The organism is Gemmatimonadota bacterium (genome assembly GCA_030747075.1).
Classification (GTDB): Bacteria; ARS69; ARS69; order ARS69; family ARS69; genus ARS69.
Genome location: JASLLL010000010.1, coordinates 33611 through 50417, shown reverse-complemented (window position 1 = coordinate 50417; position 16807 = coordinate 33611). Strand labels below are relative to the sequence as shown.

The 16807-nt window shown below is 66.7% G+C and carries 15 protein-coding genes; 2 read left to right on the top strand and 13 right to left on the bottom strand.

Annotated elements, in window-relative coordinates; genetic code table 11:
* Window positions 1-35: 35 nt before the first annotated feature.
* The 9 genes from QF819_05125 to QF819_05085 form a co-directional block, all read right to left on the bottom strand.
* Window positions 36-938 (bottom strand): proline dehydrogenase family protein, encoded by a 903-nt coding sequence (locus QF819_05125; protein MDP6802543.1) that lies wholly within the window; start codon window positions 936-938, stop codon window positions 36-38.
* 78 nt (window positions 939-1016) lie between these two features.
* The gene (locus QF819_05120; protein ID MDP6802542.1) at window positions 1017-1355 is read right to left on the bottom strand and encodes a ferredoxin family protein; all 339 of its coding nucleotides are present in this window, start codon (window positions 1353-1355) and stop codon (window positions 1017-1019) included.
* Window positions 1356-1504: 149 nt separating this feature from the next.
* The gene (locus QF819_05115) at window positions 1505-4087 is read right to left on the bottom strand and encodes a CRTAC1 family protein (protein MDP6802541.1); all 2583 of its coding nucleotides are present in this window, start codon (window positions 4085-4087) and stop codon (window positions 1505-1507) included.
* Between the two features lie 65 nt (window positions 4088-4152).
* Window positions 4153-4713: a uracil-DNA glycosylase gene (locus QF819_05110; GenBank protein MDP6802540.1), complete on the bottom strand. Its 561-nt coding sequence runs from the start codon at window positions 4711-4713 to the stop codon at window positions 4153-4155.
* A complete protein-coding gene (locus QF819_05105; GenBank protein ID MDP6802539.1) occupies window positions 4710-5282 on the bottom strand; it encodes a 3'-5' exonuclease in 573 nt (190 codons plus the stop codon). The genes QF819_05110 and QF819_05105 overlap by 4 nt, the downstream gene beginning before the upstream one ends.
* A 99-nt stretch (window positions 5283-5381) precedes the next feature.
* A complete protein-coding gene (locus QF819_05100) occupies window positions 5382-6524 on the bottom strand; it encodes an MFS transporter (protein ID MDP6802538.1) in 1143 nt (380 codons plus the stop codon).
* 4 nt (window positions 6525-6528) lie between these two features.
* Window positions 6529-7626 (bottom strand): rhomboid family intramembrane serine protease, encoded by a 1098-nt coding sequence (locus QF819_05095; protein MDP6802537.1) that lies wholly within the window; start codon window positions 7624-7626, stop codon window positions 6529-6531.
* Between the two features lie 104 nt (window positions 7627-7730).
* Complete coding sequence (locus tag QF819_05090) at window positions 7731-8252, bottom strand: hypothetical protein (GenBank protein MDP6802536.1); 522 nt, start codon at window positions 8250-8252, stop codon at window positions 7731-7733.
* A gap of 91 nt (window positions 8253-8343) precedes the next feature.
* Window positions 8344-8880: an NUDIX hydrolase gene (locus tag QF819_05085; GenBank protein ID MDP6802535.1), complete on the bottom strand. Its 537-nt coding sequence runs from the start codon at window positions 8878-8880 to the stop codon at window positions 8344-8346.
* Window positions 8881-9050: 170 nt separating this feature from the next.
* On the opposite strand from QF819_05085, the gene QF819_05080 reads away from it, so the two are divergent.
* Window positions 9051-10508, top strand: coding sequence for a beta-propeller fold lactonase family protein (locus QF819_05080; GenBank protein MDP6802534.1), 1458 nt, complete (start codon window positions 9051-9053; stop codon window positions 10506-10508).
* Here the strand turns inward: QF819_05080 and QF819_05075 are convergent.
* Both QF819_05075 and QF819_05070 read right to left on the bottom strand, forming a co-directional pair.
* Window positions 10453-13557 (bottom strand): DNA polymerase III subunit alpha, encoded by a 3105-nt coding sequence (locus QF819_05075; GenBank protein MDP6802533.1) that lies wholly within the window; start codon window positions 13555-13557, stop codon window positions 10453-10455. The genes QF819_05080 and QF819_05075 overlap by 56 nt on opposite strands.
* 7 nt (window positions 13558-13564) lie before the next feature.
* The gene (locus tag QF819_05070) at window positions 13565-14785 is read right to left on the bottom strand and encodes a DNA polymerase IV (protein ID MDP6802532.1); all 1221 of its coding nucleotides are present in this window, start codon (window positions 14783-14785) and stop codon (window positions 13565-13567) included.
* Between QF819_05070 and QF819_05065 the strand changes: the two genes are divergently transcribed.
* Window positions 14786-15259: a hypothetical protein gene (locus QF819_05065; protein ID MDP6802531.1), complete on the top strand. Its 474-nt coding sequence runs from the start codon at window positions 14786-14788 to the stop codon at window positions 15257-15259. It begins immediately after the preceding gene.
* Here the strand turns inward: QF819_05065 and QF819_05060 are convergent.
* Window positions 15195-15602: an iron-sulfur cluster assembly accessory protein gene (locus QF819_05060; GenBank protein MDP6802530.1), complete on the bottom strand. Its 408-nt coding sequence runs from the start codon at window positions 15600-15602 to the stop codon at window positions 15195-15197. The genes QF819_05065 and QF819_05060 overlap by 65 nt on opposite strands.
* Window positions 15599-16798, bottom strand: a complete 1200-nt coding sequence (locus QF819_05055; protein MDP6802529.1) for a cysteine desulfurase family protein — start codon at window positions 16796-16798, stop codon at window positions 15599-15601. Before QF819_05055 ends, QF819_05060 begins: the two co-directional genes overlap by 4 nt.
* Between the last annotated feature and the right edge of the window lie 9 nt (window positions 16799-16807).

The following is a 16807-nucleotide window of genomic DNA, read 5'->3' as shown; positions in this document are numbered from 1 at the left end:
AACTGCGGCGAGCGCAGGACGGGGACACACGGAGATCACCCGCGTCTCCGCAGCATCGCGCGCGCGATGTGCCCCGCGATCCGGGGATTCTCCTTCAGGCGGCGGATGGAGTAAGCGTACCAGTCCTGCCCGAACGGAACATAGACGCGCATCGGGTGCCCCGCAGCCACGAGGTCCCGCCGCAGGTCTTCGCGCACGCCAAGAAGCATCTGGTACTCGTAGCTCCCGTCACAGCCACCTCGCTCCTCCAGAAGGTGCCCGGACTTCTCGACCAGTTCGTCATCGTGCGTGGCAATGGCGACATGGCAGCCGTGTCCCAGAAGGATGTCCACAAGCCGCAGGAAGGAGTGTCGAATCTCCGTGGCATCCTGAAAGGCGATGGCCTTCGGTTCGCGGTAGATCCCCTTGCAGACCCGGACCCGCGCTCCCTCTGCGGCCAGCGCGCGAGCATCGGCCTCGCTTCGCCGAAGCGCCGACTGCAGGACAATCCCCACTCCGCTGAACTCAGACCGGAGTTCGCGAAACACCTCCAGCGTGGCGTCCGTCGTGCCGGAGTCTTCCATGTCCACCCGGACAAAGATCCCCCGGCGATGCGCATCCGCCACGATGGCGCGGGCGTTCGCCTCGCAGGCTGCGCGATCCACGCGAAGTCCCAGATGCGTCAGCTTGATGGAGATGTTCCCGTCCAGCGAACGGGAGTCCATCTCGGACAGTGCGTCCCGGTAGGTCTTCACCGTGGGATCCGCCTGCCCCGCACTGTCAATGTTCTCGCCGAGAACATCCAGCGTCACCGACATCCCGCACTGGTTCAGCGCGCGCGTGGCATCCAGCGCGGAGTCCAGTGTTTCTCCGGCGATGTACTTCCTGGAAACGCGACCCACCACGGACTGAGGAAGCCGTGGGACGACCGCCGCGATCGCTGAATCGAGAACATTCACGGACCCACCCCCCGAGCGGAACGGCCCTCCCGAAGGCGGGCCGTTCGCGGATTGGACCGGGCCAGAGCCTGCGGAGTCCTACTCCTCGAAGGCCCCTGCATCCAGGTGCTCCAACTTGCCCTCGACGCCCTTCCATTCGTCGGCGTCCGGAAGGGGTTCCTTCTGTTCAGAGATCTCCGGCCACTCCTGAGAGTATCGCTCGTTGATCTCCGTGTACGCCTCCCACTTCTCGGGGAGATTGTCCTCCGAGAAGATCGCGTCCGCGGGACATTCCGGAACGCAAAGGTCGCAATCGACACAGATGTCTGGATCGATGACGAGGAAGTTCTTGCCTTCTTTGAATGCCTCGACGGGGCAGACGGCCACGCAATCGGTGTACTTACAGCGAACGCAAGGCTCCGCAACGACATAGGTCATGACAACCGGTCCTCATGGTGAGTCTGAAAACACACAGGTTCCGGGCTGCCTCGCAAGCGAGACGCCCGACGCAAATCGTGGCCATTCTAGACCGATGTCCACTCTTGGATAAGGGAAAAATGCGGCCGTGGGGGGTTGATCGGCCTGAATCAGGGGATCAGAACGACTTTTCTGGAGGAAGTGAGACCCTTCCAGCTCGCACGGACGAAGAAGACACCGGGCGCGGGCCGCAGGTCGCCCTTGCCGGGGGTCCAGACGAGCGTGGACCTCCCCGCCGGTCGGCGTCCCCGCGCCAGCGTGGCAACCCGCCGACCCTGCAGATCAAGGACCGCGACATCCACCTCCCCTGCCTGCGGCAGAGCCAGTTCCATCCGGACACCTGCGCGCGATGGATTCGGCAGCGGTCGACCCAACGCGAAGCGAACGGGAGCCCCTTCAGAAAGAGAGACTCCCGTCTCGGGTTCGTTCACGGTCAGGGAAATGTCGAGCGTGTCCGGCCCCGCCGGATCGGACGATGCAAACACCGCCCGGAGGCAATAATCTCCCGCAGTCGCGAAGGAGGCATCCGCACTCAGCACAACGCTCCGGGTCCCGGCAGGCCAGACGGCGCTCGCCGACGGAGAGACCGTCACCCACGAAACGGCGCCCCCGGTGCAATCCTCGATCGATACGGAAAAGTCCGCTGCCGCTGCCCCGGTATTCGCAAGGTCCACGCCGTAGCTCCGGAACTCGCGCGCCACCAGTGTGTCCGCGATGACGGCCGGCGTGATCTCCAGCGAAGGCGGGCCGGCGGCGCGAAGCTCTCCGCCTTCGATCGCAAGATAGGAGGCGTTGCCGGAGACCGCCGTCCACCGGTCCACCACACCCGACGGCCAGAAGCACTCCACCGTGTCGCAGACCGTCTCCACGCCGAGGCCGACGCGCACCTCCGGGGTCGAGTGGAAACCGTTCTCGCTTTCCCCGAGGAGCGTTCTCCAGATCTCGCGTCCTCCCGTGACAACACGGAAGACGGACCCCACTCCCGTCACATTGGAGACCATCCCGCGCGGACGAAGAACCACCCAGTTCCCGCGGGTTCCTTCATTCAGAAACAGCTCGCGCGGCCCGACGCCATCCGGCGGGTGCTCCGCGCCGTGCGTCACAAAGAGGTCCGGGTCGCCGTCGCCATCCACATCTCCCCAGCACGCGCCATCCGTCATTCCCACCGTGGAGCCAGCGACCCCCTCTGCGGTCGTCACATCCAGGAAGGATGTTCCGTTCGTGTTCCTCAAGAGCACATTCGGCTGGTTGCCGGTCTCGATGGTCCCGCCGTTGCACAGGTAGAGGTCCAGCCAGCCGTCATTGTCGTAGTCCACCCACGCGGCGCCCATCGTATTCCACGAGGGGTTGTCCAGATCGCGGAACCCCGACTTCGACTCGGCGAATGTCCCGTCCCCCCGATTCTCAAACAGACCGTTCTGCCACGAGGCGAACGCGTAGGGCGGAGGAGGCGACAGAGAGTCGGCGGTCACGGAGAGAATGGCCCCGCCGGGAAAGCGAAGCGATCCTCCCGCAAGGAGGCCCTTCGCCGATCCGCCGGAGAGGCGTACCCGGACTGTGTCCGACGACGCGCCCGGATCGCTCCACAGGAACAGTCCCCCTTCGCCGGGATCGACCGGCTCACCCACAATGTCCGCGATCGCGAAGGTCGCCGGGAAGTCCGGCGGAACCAGCCCGAGTGCTCCGACATGAAAGGTCAGCGGGTGAAAGTCCGACGCCACCGCGCGAATCGTCACCGAGTCCGCAACCACAACCGCGTCGACGCGCTTCGTCTCCCCGATCTCACACTCCAGATACCACCGCACGGAGTCGGCCTCCAGCCCCACGAAATCCCACATGCCACGGACTCCCGCGGAAACAAAGAGATCGAGATCGCCGTCGTTGTCCATGTCCCCCCACGCCATCCCCTGCGCCATCCCCAGTGCTTCAGGCTCATTCGGAAACGCGGTCGCGGTGATGTTCGTCCAGCCCGATCCGGCCTCGTTTCGATAGAGTTCCCCGGGCTGCGCGTGAGGATTGGTCAGCATCAGGTCCGGCCAGAAGTCGCCGTTGTAGTCCACGGCGGACACATGATTGCGGGCCATGAAGAGGTCACCCCCGCCCGGGTCGGTGGAGAACAGGCGATTGCCCAGATTCCAGAAGAGCCGGTTGGGTCGCGTGGACCCCGGGCGGTAGTCGTTCCCCACGAAGAAGTCCAGGAATCCGTTCCGGTCGAAGTCCGCCACCCCAAGCTCCCGGCCCCGTCCGTAGCCGTCGCCCACACCCGCCGCAACCGCTCCGTCCATGAACACGCCGTTCCCCTCGTTCCAGAACAACTCGTTCTCCTGGAAGCCCGTCCCCCCTCCTGCTCCGTGAATGATGTACTGGTCCGGCAGGCCGTCCCCGTCGAGGTCGGCCCACCGGGCATCGTGACGATCGCTGTACCCCACGCCATAGTGCTGAGACACATCGGTCATCATGCCGGACCCGTCATTCCGATAGAGGATGGAAGGATCGCGCCAGTGCCGACCCACATAGAGATCCGTATCCCAATCTCCATCGAAGTCGACAAACCCCGCCGCATAGGTCATGCAGACGGTACTGTCCACGCCGAGAGTCGCCGCCCTCTCCACGAACACCGCTCCCGACGACGACGGAAGCAGCGGCAACCACCACACGACGGAACGCAGAAGCAGAGGAAGAATGCGGCGCAAGGTGAGCCTCCAGGATGCAGTCCGTGCCCAGTATACCAAACCTGAGCGTGCGATTCCGCTCTGAGTCAGGCGACCGGAGCGCACCCCAGAATCCGGCCGAGTCGGAGAAAGTCCGCTTCGATCTCCGGGCGGAGAGAGCCGTTGTGGAGAGCGGCCGCCGGATGGTACATGGGCACCACTCGGAACCCTCGCACCGAGAACTCCCGGCCACGCAGTGCCGTGATCCCCTCGCGCGTTTCCAGCAGCGTGCGCGTGGCGAAGTTCCCCAGTGTTCCCACAACCTGAGGGTGAATGGCCCCGAGTTGCTCAAACAGGAAAGGAACGCACTGCTCAATCTCCTCCGGACGGGGGTTTCGGTTGTCCGGGGGGCGGCACTTCAGGACATTGGCGATGTAGATGTCCCGGCGAGTGAGCCGGATGCGGGAAAGCATCGCGTCCAGGAGTTTCCCCGCCGCTCCGACAAACGGAAGCCCGTCCCGATCCTCGCGCGCACCGGGAGCTTCCCCCACAAGGACGAGTTCCGCCTCCGGGTTTCCCGTTCCGAACACCAGCCTCCCGCGCGTTGCATGAAGGGGACAGCGATCGCACTCGCCGAGTCCCGTACGCACATCCGCCAGCGCGGTCACGCGCGCGCCTCGACGAGTTCGGAGTACTCGTCGAGCACTTCACTCGGAGCCGCCTCCAGCAGGATTCGCAGAAGTTCCGTCGTGGCGAGCGCATCATCGAGCGCTCGATGCCCCGCCTCCCGGAAGATATCGTGATGGTGGCAGAGGAAGTCCAGCCGATGGTTCGGAGACGCGGGGTGAACTCTCCGCGAGAGCTGCACCGTGTCCAGCACAAGATTCGAAAGAGGAGGCAGCCCGGCACTCGCCATGGCGGCGCGGAGAAACCCCAGGTCGAACGGTGCGTTGTGCGCCACGACAATCCGATCGCCCAGAAAGCTCAGTAGTTCCGGGAGAATCTCCGCGAAGGGAGGCTCTCCCGCCACCATGTCATCCGTGATGTTGTGGATGCGTGTGGCCATGGGGGGAATGGGATTCCGTGGGCGCGAAAGCCGGGAGAAGGTATCGCCTGAACCTTCCCCTCCGAACCGCACCGCCCCCGTTTCGACGATCTCCGCACCCTGCCTCGGAGAGAGCCCGGTAGTCTCAAAGTCGAGGACGGCGAAGCGTGCTGTTCGAAGCGAGGCAGTCACGGCGTCTCCCGGAGAGCGTGGGGTGCCATCCTACCAGAGACAGGGCTGCGTGTGGACCGCGGATGAGTCGCTCTGATCCCGGTGTGATGGCGGAGTCGCCTACACTCCTTCACGAGGCCGGGAGGGGCGCCATGCCCCGATCCAGACGACCGAGACCGCCAGAAGCACCAGACACATGACGAACGGAGCAGCCAGCGAACCGGACAATGCGGCCGCCGCTCCTCCGATGAGGGGGACGGCGGAGTTCCCGGCACCCAGGAGAGTCTCGTGCATTCCCGCGGCGGCTCCCCGACCTGTCGGCCGGTCGAGGCTGGCGTGGATCGAAGAGTGATAGGCCAGCCCGAGTCCCACCCCGAGCGGGATTGCGGCCAGAATGCGCCCAAAGGTCGAGGTCGCCACGACGAAGAGCACGAGGGCTGCCGCCGACAGCAGATGCGACGCCAGTAGCGAGGACCGCCCGGGGCGCAATCGAAAGAAGGCCGCCACGGCAATCGTCTGAATCCCGAACACTGCGCCGAGAAAGAGCCCGAAGTCCCGTTCATCCGCGCCTTGCTCAAGAAGGAACCGGGGAGCGTGCGCGTTGAGGGCGTTCCCGATCCCGAACGCCAGCGCGTTGGTCATCCACGCCATGCGCAGGAGCGGCGAGTCCGTGTGCGGGGCCTCTGTCTCTTCGGGGTGAGGCCCTGGAGCGCCCGGCGCGGCATCGCGCACGCATCGCCCGGGAAGAAGCGCGGCGGTCGCGAGCACCGGGACGAGCGCCCATAGAATCACCCTGGAGGGTCCGCCCATGATCATCGCGTACCCGGCGACCAGAAACCCGAGCCCTTTCCCGAGGCTCCACGCAATGTTGAAGATGGCCACCGACCCCGTGAGACGGTCTCGGCCCGCCGCGTCCGATAGCGCTGCCTGAAGCGGCGACCAGAACATTCCCATGGCCAGCCCTCCCAGCGGGACCGCCGCAATGAGAAGCGGAACGGTGGGCGCGGTCGAGATTGCGACACAGGCCAGCGCGAAAGCGACGCAGCCCGACCGGGCCAGCACGATCCGAGAGACGCGGTCCGAAAGCCGACCGGAGACGGCTGCGGAACCCATGTAGAAGAGGGCCGACACCGCAGGGAGCAGCCCCAGAACCAGCGGCCCGGCCCCCAGTCCGATGGCCAGGAACGGAACCGCGGCATAGGCCAGATAGAGTGCGAAATCAGCCAGAAGCGAGGCGAGATAGATGCGCGGGAGGAAGCCCATTCGGCTAACGGAGCAACGGGATCGGAATCCCGGCCTTGCGCAACACCCGCTCCGCAGATTCCCGTCCGGGGTCCGTGGGGTCGGCTCGCAGTGCCAGCTCGAACGCTGCTTCCGCGGCCTCGGTCTCCCCGGTCGCGGCCAGTGCCGCGGCACGCAGATAGCGATCCACGGCCTCCAGCGGATCCACGGCCTCCCCCGCGAGGCGAACCGCTCGCCGGTAGTCCTCCAGCGCCGCCACCCAGAGCGCGGACCTCGCGTGAAGGCGAGCGCGCTCCCGCCAGAGCGACGGCACATCCGGTTCCCGCCGAAGGCGCTCGTTCACGACCCGCATATCCTGCGCCCTCTCGCCCACCGCAATGATGGCCATCACTCGCGAATCCCACCGCGCGCGATCGCTTCCGACCATTCGGGAGAGAGTCGGGCGACCCGCCATGAGCGAAACCAGCATCAGCCCGAGCGCGCACACGCCCAGCGCTCTTCCCGGACCGTCCCGCCTTCTGCCGAGCGCCTCCTCCACCGCCGGAACCGGGAGGTAGAATGCCACCGCCGCACCCGCCAGAAGACCGCCGATGTGCGCGTTGGCGTCGATGACCGGGAAGAACATCCCCACGACGACATTGAAGACCACCCACGGCACGAGCGCCGTCCCCATGATCCGGATCACACGCTTCGGAAGAAGGTCGCGGTGGAGGTAGGAGAAGACCAGCGACGCGCCCAGCAGTCCGAAAATCCCCCCGGAGGCTCCAACGGAGGTGGTCTCTGAAAGAAAGGCGCTGGCAGCAGACCCGGCAATCCCGGAGATCAGGAAGAGAAACAAGAGCGACCACGCTCCATAGAAGGCCTCCAGATTCCGCCCAAGTACGAAGAGCGCGAATCCGTTCGCGACGAGATGGACGGCATTGGCATGCAGGAGGCAGGAAGTGGCCAGCCGCCACACTTCTCCCGCGCGAACCAGAGCGCCGTGATTCGCGCCGAAGTGCAGAAGGACCGCCCGGTCCACCTTCAGGAGAACGCCGAGTCCACCCTCACTGCGGGTCGCGAGCGTGGCAAGGACCATGACGGCATACCATCCGGAAATGGCAACCAGGAGGAAGCGCGTCATCTTCGCCGGCCGCAGAACGACCGGTCCCGGGACACTGGGTCGAACCACCGACCGGCGCCCCCGGGGGGCACTCTCCGGCGTCACGGGTTCCGGAAAGGCCCCCTTCACGCGTTCCTGCCCGTCTCCGTGTCGAGAGTCTCCGGCATGGGCGGCGGGTCCTCATGCGGCGTGAGAAGGAACAGGTGATCCTTCGCAATCAGCACCGGTCCGTCGGAAGTCTCCAGCGCGAAGAAGCACTCCGGGAAGTTGAGAAAGTCGGACACGCGGGAAAACTCCTCCGGCAGATCCATGGCGACGCGCCCGTGGATCTTCTCGCCGCCGGAGAGTTCGACCGTCACGGACTCTTCGCGGAAGGTCCCCGTGGCCGGAGTGCGCAGAGCCTCCGCGGGAGTGCCCTTCCCCGGTTCCACCAGCACGACCTGGCTTCGATTCACGATTCCGGTCGTTCCGTCCGTGGCATCGCCGAGAGGAAACCACGGGTAATCATCGTTCAGCTTGTCGAGCAGCGTCTGCTCTCCTCGATGGATCGCGTCGATGTAGTCGAGGTAGAGCATCCCCTCGCGCGTTTCCCCGTCAGCCATGCGAATGCGAACCAACACGCTCCGCTTCGGAATGGCTCCCGCCATGTGGACCTCCCTTCCCGCGACCCGGCAGGGCCGCTTCTCCAGAGTTTTCGACGGATGGAGACATCCGGTCGAGAGGAATCTCCTGCGCGGGTCAGCCTCCGGGACTCCCCTTTGCAAGAAGAAGCACCGTCGCCTGAAGAGCCGCAACCGTCTTGGTGTCGCGGATCTCCTCCGTCGGGATCAAAGCGACGGCTTCCGCCAGCGCCATGCGGTGGACTTCGATCACTTCATCGCGCTCGTGGGCCACCGGCACATCCGACAACCCGCGCGCCAGATAGAGGTGGATGACCTCGTCGCAGAAGCCGGGGGTCGTGAGAATCGACCCGAGCTTCTTCCACTCCGAGGCGGCCAGCCCGGCCTCTTCCGCCAGTTCTCTCCGGGCGCAATCCAGCGGTTCTTCATCCGGAAAGTCCAGTTTGCCTGCGGGGATCTCCCAAATCCATCCGCCCACCGCATGGCGGTACTGCCGCAGCATGGTGACGGACATGTCTTCGTGAAGCGGCACGGCCGCGGCCGCTCCCGGATGGTGCGCGAACTCCAGCGTGGCGACCGCGCCGTTGGGGAGCTGGACTTCCTCCTCGAAGAAGTCGAGAATCCTCCCGGAGTGAACCTTTCGCTTCACACTCATCCCTCCCGCGTCGATTCGGCCGAGTCTGGCCCGGCGGGGGCGACTTCGCCAGAGAAAACCCGCGCACGCCATCGAGTGCGTGGTTCGTTGACAACGCAATGCCCGCTGGCCATAGTTCGCGGCAGTCTGCCGGTATCGACTTTACCTACCAAGCTTCGAGGATCTCCCGAATGAACCAGCCGCCCGCTCTCCGCAAGATCCATCCCGCCGCCCTCTTCGCCGCGTTCGTCCTCTTCGCCGGCTGTGGTGACAGCGGCTCCGGCCCGGGCGACGACGCCTGTGACCCCCCCGGAGACCTCGCATTCTCCGGGAGCGTCCTTCCGGTCCTCCAGGAGAACTGCTCCATCGTCGGCTGCCATGACGAAACCGGGAACGCCGCCGGACTGCAGCTCACTTCGTACGGGAAGCTGGCGGACGGCAGCACGACAGGCTCTGTCACGATCCCCTACGCGGCGGAGCAAAGCCCGCTCCTCCAGCGCATCCAGGGACGGATCGAACCCCGGATGCCCCTGGGTGGGGATCCCCTCTCCGAGGAGGACATGAAACTCCTCCGCTGCTGGATCGAGCAGGGCGCCTCCACCGATGACGGAACGGCGATGTACTCCGCGTCCACCAGGAAGGCCTTCGTCGCCTGTCAGGGTGAAGACGCCGTCGCGGTTCTGGACATGGAGTCGAATCAACTCATCCGACTGATCGAAGTGGTGGCCCCGCATTCCGTCTTCGTGGATGAGGCCGCGCGCGAGGTCTATGTCTCGCGTTTCGAAACCGCCACGGACAACCTGCGCGTGTATGACGCGGACACTTACGAACTGCTCCGCACGGGAGAAGCAGGGACCTTCCCCGCGCTCATGATGCTGACGCCGGATCGGTCGCAGCTGTGGGTCACGAACTTCGATCAGGTCAGCGGCGACAACGCGGTTCGCGTATTCGATCCCTCCACACTGACGCAGACGCACTCGTTCACGATCCCGAATGCGGAGGTTCCGCACGGACTCGACATGACTGCCGATGGAAGCCTCGTCTATGTCACCAACATCCTGACCGACAATGTGACGATCTACCGGACCACGCCCGCACCTGCCGTTGTCAAGCAGGGCATCGCGATTCCGGCAGGCACGGAAGCACACCAGCCGCAGCAGTGCGTGCTCTCGGCCGATGATTCCCGCCTCTTTGTCTCGACGCTCGGCACGGACAAGGTCTTCGTGATGGATACCGCCTCCTATGCATGGACCGCGTCGGTGGATGTCGGCGACACACCCTGGCACCTGACGCTGGCCCCGGGCGGGACGGAACTGTGGGTGGCCAACTGGGTCGAGGGATCCGTCTCCGTGGTGGATGTGACATCCGCGGATGCGCCCTCGGTCCTCGCCACTCTTCAGCCCACCATGGACATGAGCAACGGGATGCCCATGAACATCCTCCGGCGGCCGATCGGGATCTCCTTCACGCCCGACGGGAGCCGCGTCTATGTGTCCAACGCCAACGACGACGACTCGGCCGGGCACCACCCGACACCCGGTGGGCAGAAGAACCCCGGAAGCGTGACGATCTTCGACGCGACATCCCGCGAAGTCATCCGGGATACGAGCGTTCCGAACTTCGCGCGTTTTGTGAGCTTTCTTCCGTAACCTGTGGCCTGTCCGCCTGTTCCAGCGCCCGGAGCCCGTCCACGACCAGCGTGAGGGCTCCCCGCCGGTCCTCCACGCGACCCGATGCCACCACCGCTCGCCCGGAACGCGCCAGTTCCCGGTGGCGGCGATACACATCCGGAAAGAGCGTGCACTCCACCAGACCGGTGTCGTCCTCCAGCGTGAGGAAGAGCATCCGGCGTCCGCCGCGCGCCGCCACCGTTCGCCGTGTGGCCGGAATCCCCGCGACTCGTGCGCGCCGCCCGGCTCGCCCGGCAAGACGCGCCGCGGCAGTGACCCCCTCTTGACGAAGCTCGCGCGCGCACGCGGCCAGCGCGTGCGCTTCCAGCGGGAATCCCAGGAGTTCGGTTTCTGCGGCCGCCCGCTCCCGGACATCGGGCGCCGGGAGATCTGGTGCGCGATCCGGGAGTACCGGGCACGCCGCGTCGAACAGGCCGGGCGCGGTCGGAGACGGCCGCTTCGTTCGTCGTCCGGATGACGCCCGAAGTCGCCATGCCAGTACGGATCGATTCTCGCCGAATGCGTCGCACGCCCCGCACCGCACGAGGGCCGACGCTTCCGGGAAAGACGGACGCGCGCGGCGGAGCAGGTCCGCCATGCCCGTGTATCGGCGCTCCGCCGAACGCTCACCGATGGAGACCACCGCGTGCACGGTTCGGTCCGACACGCCCGCGACCCCGCTGATCCCCAGGCGGACGCTGCCGTCTTCCACGGTAGCCCCCGCCTGAGAGTGCTGCACGCAGGGACCCAGAATGCGCACACCGCGTCGGCGTGCCTCTTCCACATGAACGCGCAGCGGGTACATTCCCTGATGATGATTGAGAAGCGCGGCCGTGAACTCCACCGGGTAGTCCGCCTTCATGACGACGGACAGGTACGCCAGCACACCATACCCGGCAGCGTGCGCCTTGCAGAAGGCGTAGGCGCCAAACCGTGCCAGTTCCTTCCACACCGCGCGCGCGGCAGCGAGGTCCGTTCCGTTTCGCACGGCGCGCTCCACAAACCAGCGACCCAGCGAGTCCCGCTCCGGGTCCGACTCCGCCCGGGCGATGGCCCGGCGAAGCCCGTCGGCGTCTCCGGGGCTGATCCCCGCGATCACGGACGCGACACGAATCACATCTTCTTCGTAGAGGAGGATGCCGTGGCTCTCGGCCAGGACGGCGCGAAGGCGGCCGTCGTGCCAGGTCACGGGCGTCTCTCCATGCGCCCGCGCAATGTAGAGGTCCTTCATGCCGGATCCGGCGGGGCCGGGTCGAATGAGCGACAGCGCCGCAATCACCCCGTCGAGGTCCACCGGCTGAAGCTGGCGAAGCAGGTTCCGGACTCCGGGGGACTCGATCTGAAACGCGCCCAGTGTCTCCCCCGCCCCAAGCAGGCGGGCCGCTCCCGCGTGCCCGTCCGGAACGCGATCGAGATCCACGCGCACTCCCCGTGAGCGCTCCACAAACGCGGCGGTCTCACGCAATGTGGAGAGAGCGCGGTTCCCGAGAAGGTCGATCTTCACCAGGCCGACGCGCTCAATCGAGCGCATCTCATATTGCGTGACGATGATCCCCTTCGACGCACGCTCCATTCCCGTATACGCGACGAGCGGCCGGTCCCCGATCACGATTCCGCCACTGTGAATCCCCAGGTGTCGCGGAAGCCCTTCCAGCGCGTCCGCGACCTCCAGCACCTTCGCCATCTGCGGATCTTCCGCGCCGAACGCGCGGGCCAGCGCGGGATCGGCACGGACGGCGCGCGCGACCCCGCCATCTTCCCATGCGGACGGCAGAAGTCGTGAAAGCCGGTTCACCCGCGCCACGGGAACCCCGTGCGCACGAGCCGCCTCGCGGAAGGCGGAACGCGGGTGGAACAGCACATGCGTCGAGATCATGGCGACCCGGTCCCGCCCGTAGGTTCTGTACACATGATCAATGACGCGATCCCGACCCTTCCAGCACAGGTCGATGTCCAGATCCGGGCAGTCGGCCCGCCCCTCGTGCAGAAACCGCTCGAACATCAGGCCGTAGCGCAGCGGGTTCACATTCGTGATGCCCAGCGCCCACGACACGAGCGAGCCGGCCCCGGAGCCACGCCCGACCGTGGGGATGCCCGATGCGCGGGCCGCCCGCACAATGTCCCCCACGATCACAAAGTAGTCTGCAAAGCCCAGGCGCCCGATGACATCCAGTTCGTGATTCAGACGGCGCAGCACCTCTCCGTTCGGAGCCGCGCCGCGCGAGCGCAGTCCTTCGAGACACCGGCTTCGGAGATGCTCTCCCGCAGTGATTCCCCGAGGCATGGGAGCGCGCGGAAAGACCGGCGTGCCGCGTCGAAGCTCCACCGAACACGAATCGGCCACGCGCCGGTTCGCAAGAAGCGCGTCCGGAGCGTCTTCCCAGCCCCGACCCATGCTCTCCGGCCGCCCGAGGACATCCGCCCCTTGCGCATACCCGGCAAGGGGGCTGTCTCCCACGAGACGCCCCTCCGCCGACGCGCGGAGAACCGCATGCGCCCCCGCATCCGCGCAACTGCCCAGTGACACACGACCGGTCGCGACAAGCCCGACTCCGAGCTGCACGGCCGCGCGCCGCAGAGCGACCGGCGCGATGCCCCGCCTTCCCCGCGCGGGGAGATCCACCCAGAGCGAACCCCGCTCCACCACATCCGCCAGTGCACGCGCCGTGTCCGGCCGCCCGCACACGACATGCACTCCACCGGGGGCTTCGGCCAGCGACGACGCCGGGTCGAATACGGCGGCAGTCTTCCGGTCCGTGACGACACGGCACATGGACTCGTACCCCGAGGAGTCCCGCGCCAGAAGAAGCATGGGATGCTCTCCGGTAATCTCCGCCCCCACGAGCGCGCGCACGCCGTGTTCCTCCGCGGCGTCCAGAAACTCCACCAGCCCCGCGACGCTGTCCCGATCCGTCAGCGCAAGCGTCTTGCACCCCAGATCCGCTGCCGCTTCGACGAGCCGCCGCGGCGACGCGGTGCCCCACAAGAGCGAGTGGTGGCTGTGAACCCGCAGCGGAGCGAAGGTCATGGCACCCTCACTGCGTGAGGCTGGGCGTTCGCAGGACGAAGCCGTCTGCGTCGCAGGGGAAAGCCGACAGAAGTGACACCGACGGGCCCACAACGAGGGCTCCCTGCCCGAACCGGCGGCGCACTGCATCGACGCCGCAAGCCAGATCCTCCGCGATCTCGACGGCTCCATGGTCCAGCAGGTCCAGCTGCGTCGGCCCCTCCGGAACAAGCCGCGACAGCGACACGCCCACTGCCCGCAGCGCCACTCGATGCGGACGGGTACGCGCGAAGAGCCGGTCGGCTGCGGCGAAGAAGGCACGATCGGTCGCTTCGGGTTGCGCCAGCGAATGGGAGGCACTCACGCGTCGCCCGCCGGATGCACGCACATGAACCGCCACGGTGCGCGCGCGAAGGCCCAGGTCCCGCGTGGTTCGCCCCGCACGCTCCACGAGGTAGTGCAGCATGGCGCGGATCTTTGCGGCGTCGGTCACCGGCGAATGGAAGCTCGTCTCCCGCGAGATGCTCCGCGGCACCTCGCGCGGGGTTACCGCACGCGAGTCACGCCCGCGGCACCGCTCGTAGAGCGCCCCGCCGCGCGTGCCGAAAAGCGTCGCCAGTTCCTCCCGGCTGAGACGACGCAAGTCCCTGACGCTCCGTATGCCCAACTCCGCAAGAACAGCGCTGGTATTCGGTCCCACACCCGGCAGTTCCGCCACGGCCAGCGCACCGATCCGTGCGGCCTCCGTCCCCGGCTCCATCAGGCCCACGCCGTCCGGCTTCGCAAGACGAGTGGCCACCCGCGCGACCAGGCGATTGCGTCCCAGACCGACCGTGACCGCAAGCCCCGTCTCCCGGCGCACTTCCCGGCGAATGCGTTCCGCCACGGCCCGGGCGTCACCCCACAGACGCTCGGTGCCCGTCAGCTCCAGAACGGCCTCGTCGAGATGCGTCTCCAGTTGCGGTGAAAAGCGACGGCACACGGCAAACACGCGATCCCCAAACGCCGCATACACGGCGGCGCTTCCGTCCAGCACGACCAGCCCCGGGCACGCGCGCCGCGCCGAAGACAACGGCTGGCCCGCGTGGCACCCGAACGCCCGCGCCTCGTACGAGCAACTCGCAATCACCCCCGACCCCACCGCCACCGGCTTGCCGCGCAGCCTGGGATTGCGCAGCTGCTCCACCGATGCGAAGAAGGCGTCTACATCCACATGGGCGACGCAACGGAGAGGTCGGCGAGTGCTCATATGGGCAGACTACCAGACATCTGTCTGGGTCTCCAGCAAATCCTGCGCGGTCCGTTCGTTCTGCGGGTGGACGCGCCGCGGTCGCAGGGATACCGTGCAGGAGTCGCCGAGGAGGGTGCCATGACCGAGTGGACGCATGAAAAGATCGCCGAGAGTCTGGCCCGTGAACTGGGAGTCTCGCCGGGGGGACCGGCCGGGGCGGATCTTGCCGGGAACGGGTGGGCCATCGTCATTGCCGGAACGGAAGAAGAACTAACGCCGGAGCTTCTCGCACGCGCGCGCGGCATTCCGGGCAAGAAGAACCTGCGACGCCTCATCGCGTGCCCGCCCAACGCGGTCATCGCAAACCGCGCTCGTGAACTCGCGCAGGGGACGGGCGTCGGCGTCGTCGAGGGTCACGGAACGGTGCTCAAGGCCGCCGCGACCGACATCTATCGTTCCGTGACGCTGGATCCGCTGGGTCCGGTGGACTGACCAGCACGGAGAAGGACTCGCCGCATCCGCAGGTTCCCGTAGCGTTCGGGTTGGTCCAGACAAACCGCTGCTCCATCAGCGTCCGCTGAAAGTCCAGTTCGGAGCCACGCAGGTATTCGGCGGAATGCTCGTCCACGACAACGGTGGCCCCGTCGCGCTCCACGACCGCATCCCCGTCCCGGGGCGCGTGCGGATCGAACTCCATGTGGTAACTCATTCCGGAGCACCCCCCGTCGACCACCTTCACCCGAAGGGGACTTCCCGGTGTTCCGTATCGGTCCGCCTTCTCCTGAATGATCCGGGCTGCCATCGCGGTAATGGTCATCACCTCTGCTCCGCTCACATCATCCCTCCGGATTCACCGCCCACAACCTGACCGCGACCGCTGCGAAGCCGCCGCACGCGGTCCACGACCCTCTCCGCCACGCGATCGATTTCCTCCCGCGTGTTGAACCGCCCCACGCCGAACCGAACCGAGGAGCGCGCTCGTCCCTCGGGCAGATCCATCGAGCGAAGGACATGGCTCGCCTCGATGCTGGCCGACGCGCAGGCCGCCCCCGTGGAAACGGCCACTTCCGGAAGACCGACGAGCAGTTCTTCCGCATCCACCCCGTCAAACGAGACATTCAGGCTGCCCGGCAGGCGCCGCTCCGTATGCCCATTGAGGTGGACGCCGTCGAGATCCGCGAGGAGCCGCTCGTGCAGTTGGTCGCGCAGTTCCCGGATTCGCACCGACTCGGCCTCCCCGCATTCCGCCGCCATCGCCAGCGCCTCTCCCATGCCGATGATCCCCGGGACATTCAGCGTCCCGGAGCGCATCCCGCGTTCCTGTCCTCCGCCGTGCGTCAGCGGTTCCAGACGAACGGTCGGCCGACGACGGCGCACGAAGAGCGCCCCCGTTCCCTTCGGCCCGTGGATCTTGTGCGCGGAGAGCGACAGGAGATCAATCCGGGCCGCTTCGACATCGAGCGCGACGCGTCCCGCCGCCTGCGCCGCATCCGTGTGGAAGAGCGCAGGAGAGCGCTCATGGACAATGCTCGCGATCTCCCCCACCGGGTGCAGCACGCCCGTCTCGTTGTTCGCGGCCATGATCGAGACGAGCACGGTCCGCCCGTCGAGAGCATCTGCAAGGCGATCCAGATCCAGCACGCCGCAGGAGTCCACGGGCAGACGCGTCACCCGACAGCCCTCCCGCTCCAGAACCGCGCAGGCATCGAGAACAGCCTTGTGTTCGGTGACACAAGTCACGACCCCGTCTCCGCGCGAACGAAGAGCGCGGACCGCACCCAGGACCGCAAGGTTGTCGCTCTCGGTGGCGCCGCTCGTCCAGAGGATCTCCCGCGGGGAAGCGCCGATGAGCCCCGCCGCCTGCTCCCGGGCACGATCCACCGCCTCCATGGCCTCGCGGCCGAGGGCGTGCGTACGACTGGACGCGTTCCCGTAGGCGCGCTCCATGAAGGGGATCATCGCTTCCAGGACACGCGGATCGACGCGAGTGGTGGAGTGCCCGTCCAGGTAGATCGGAGGGTTCGCGCCCATTCTTCCTCC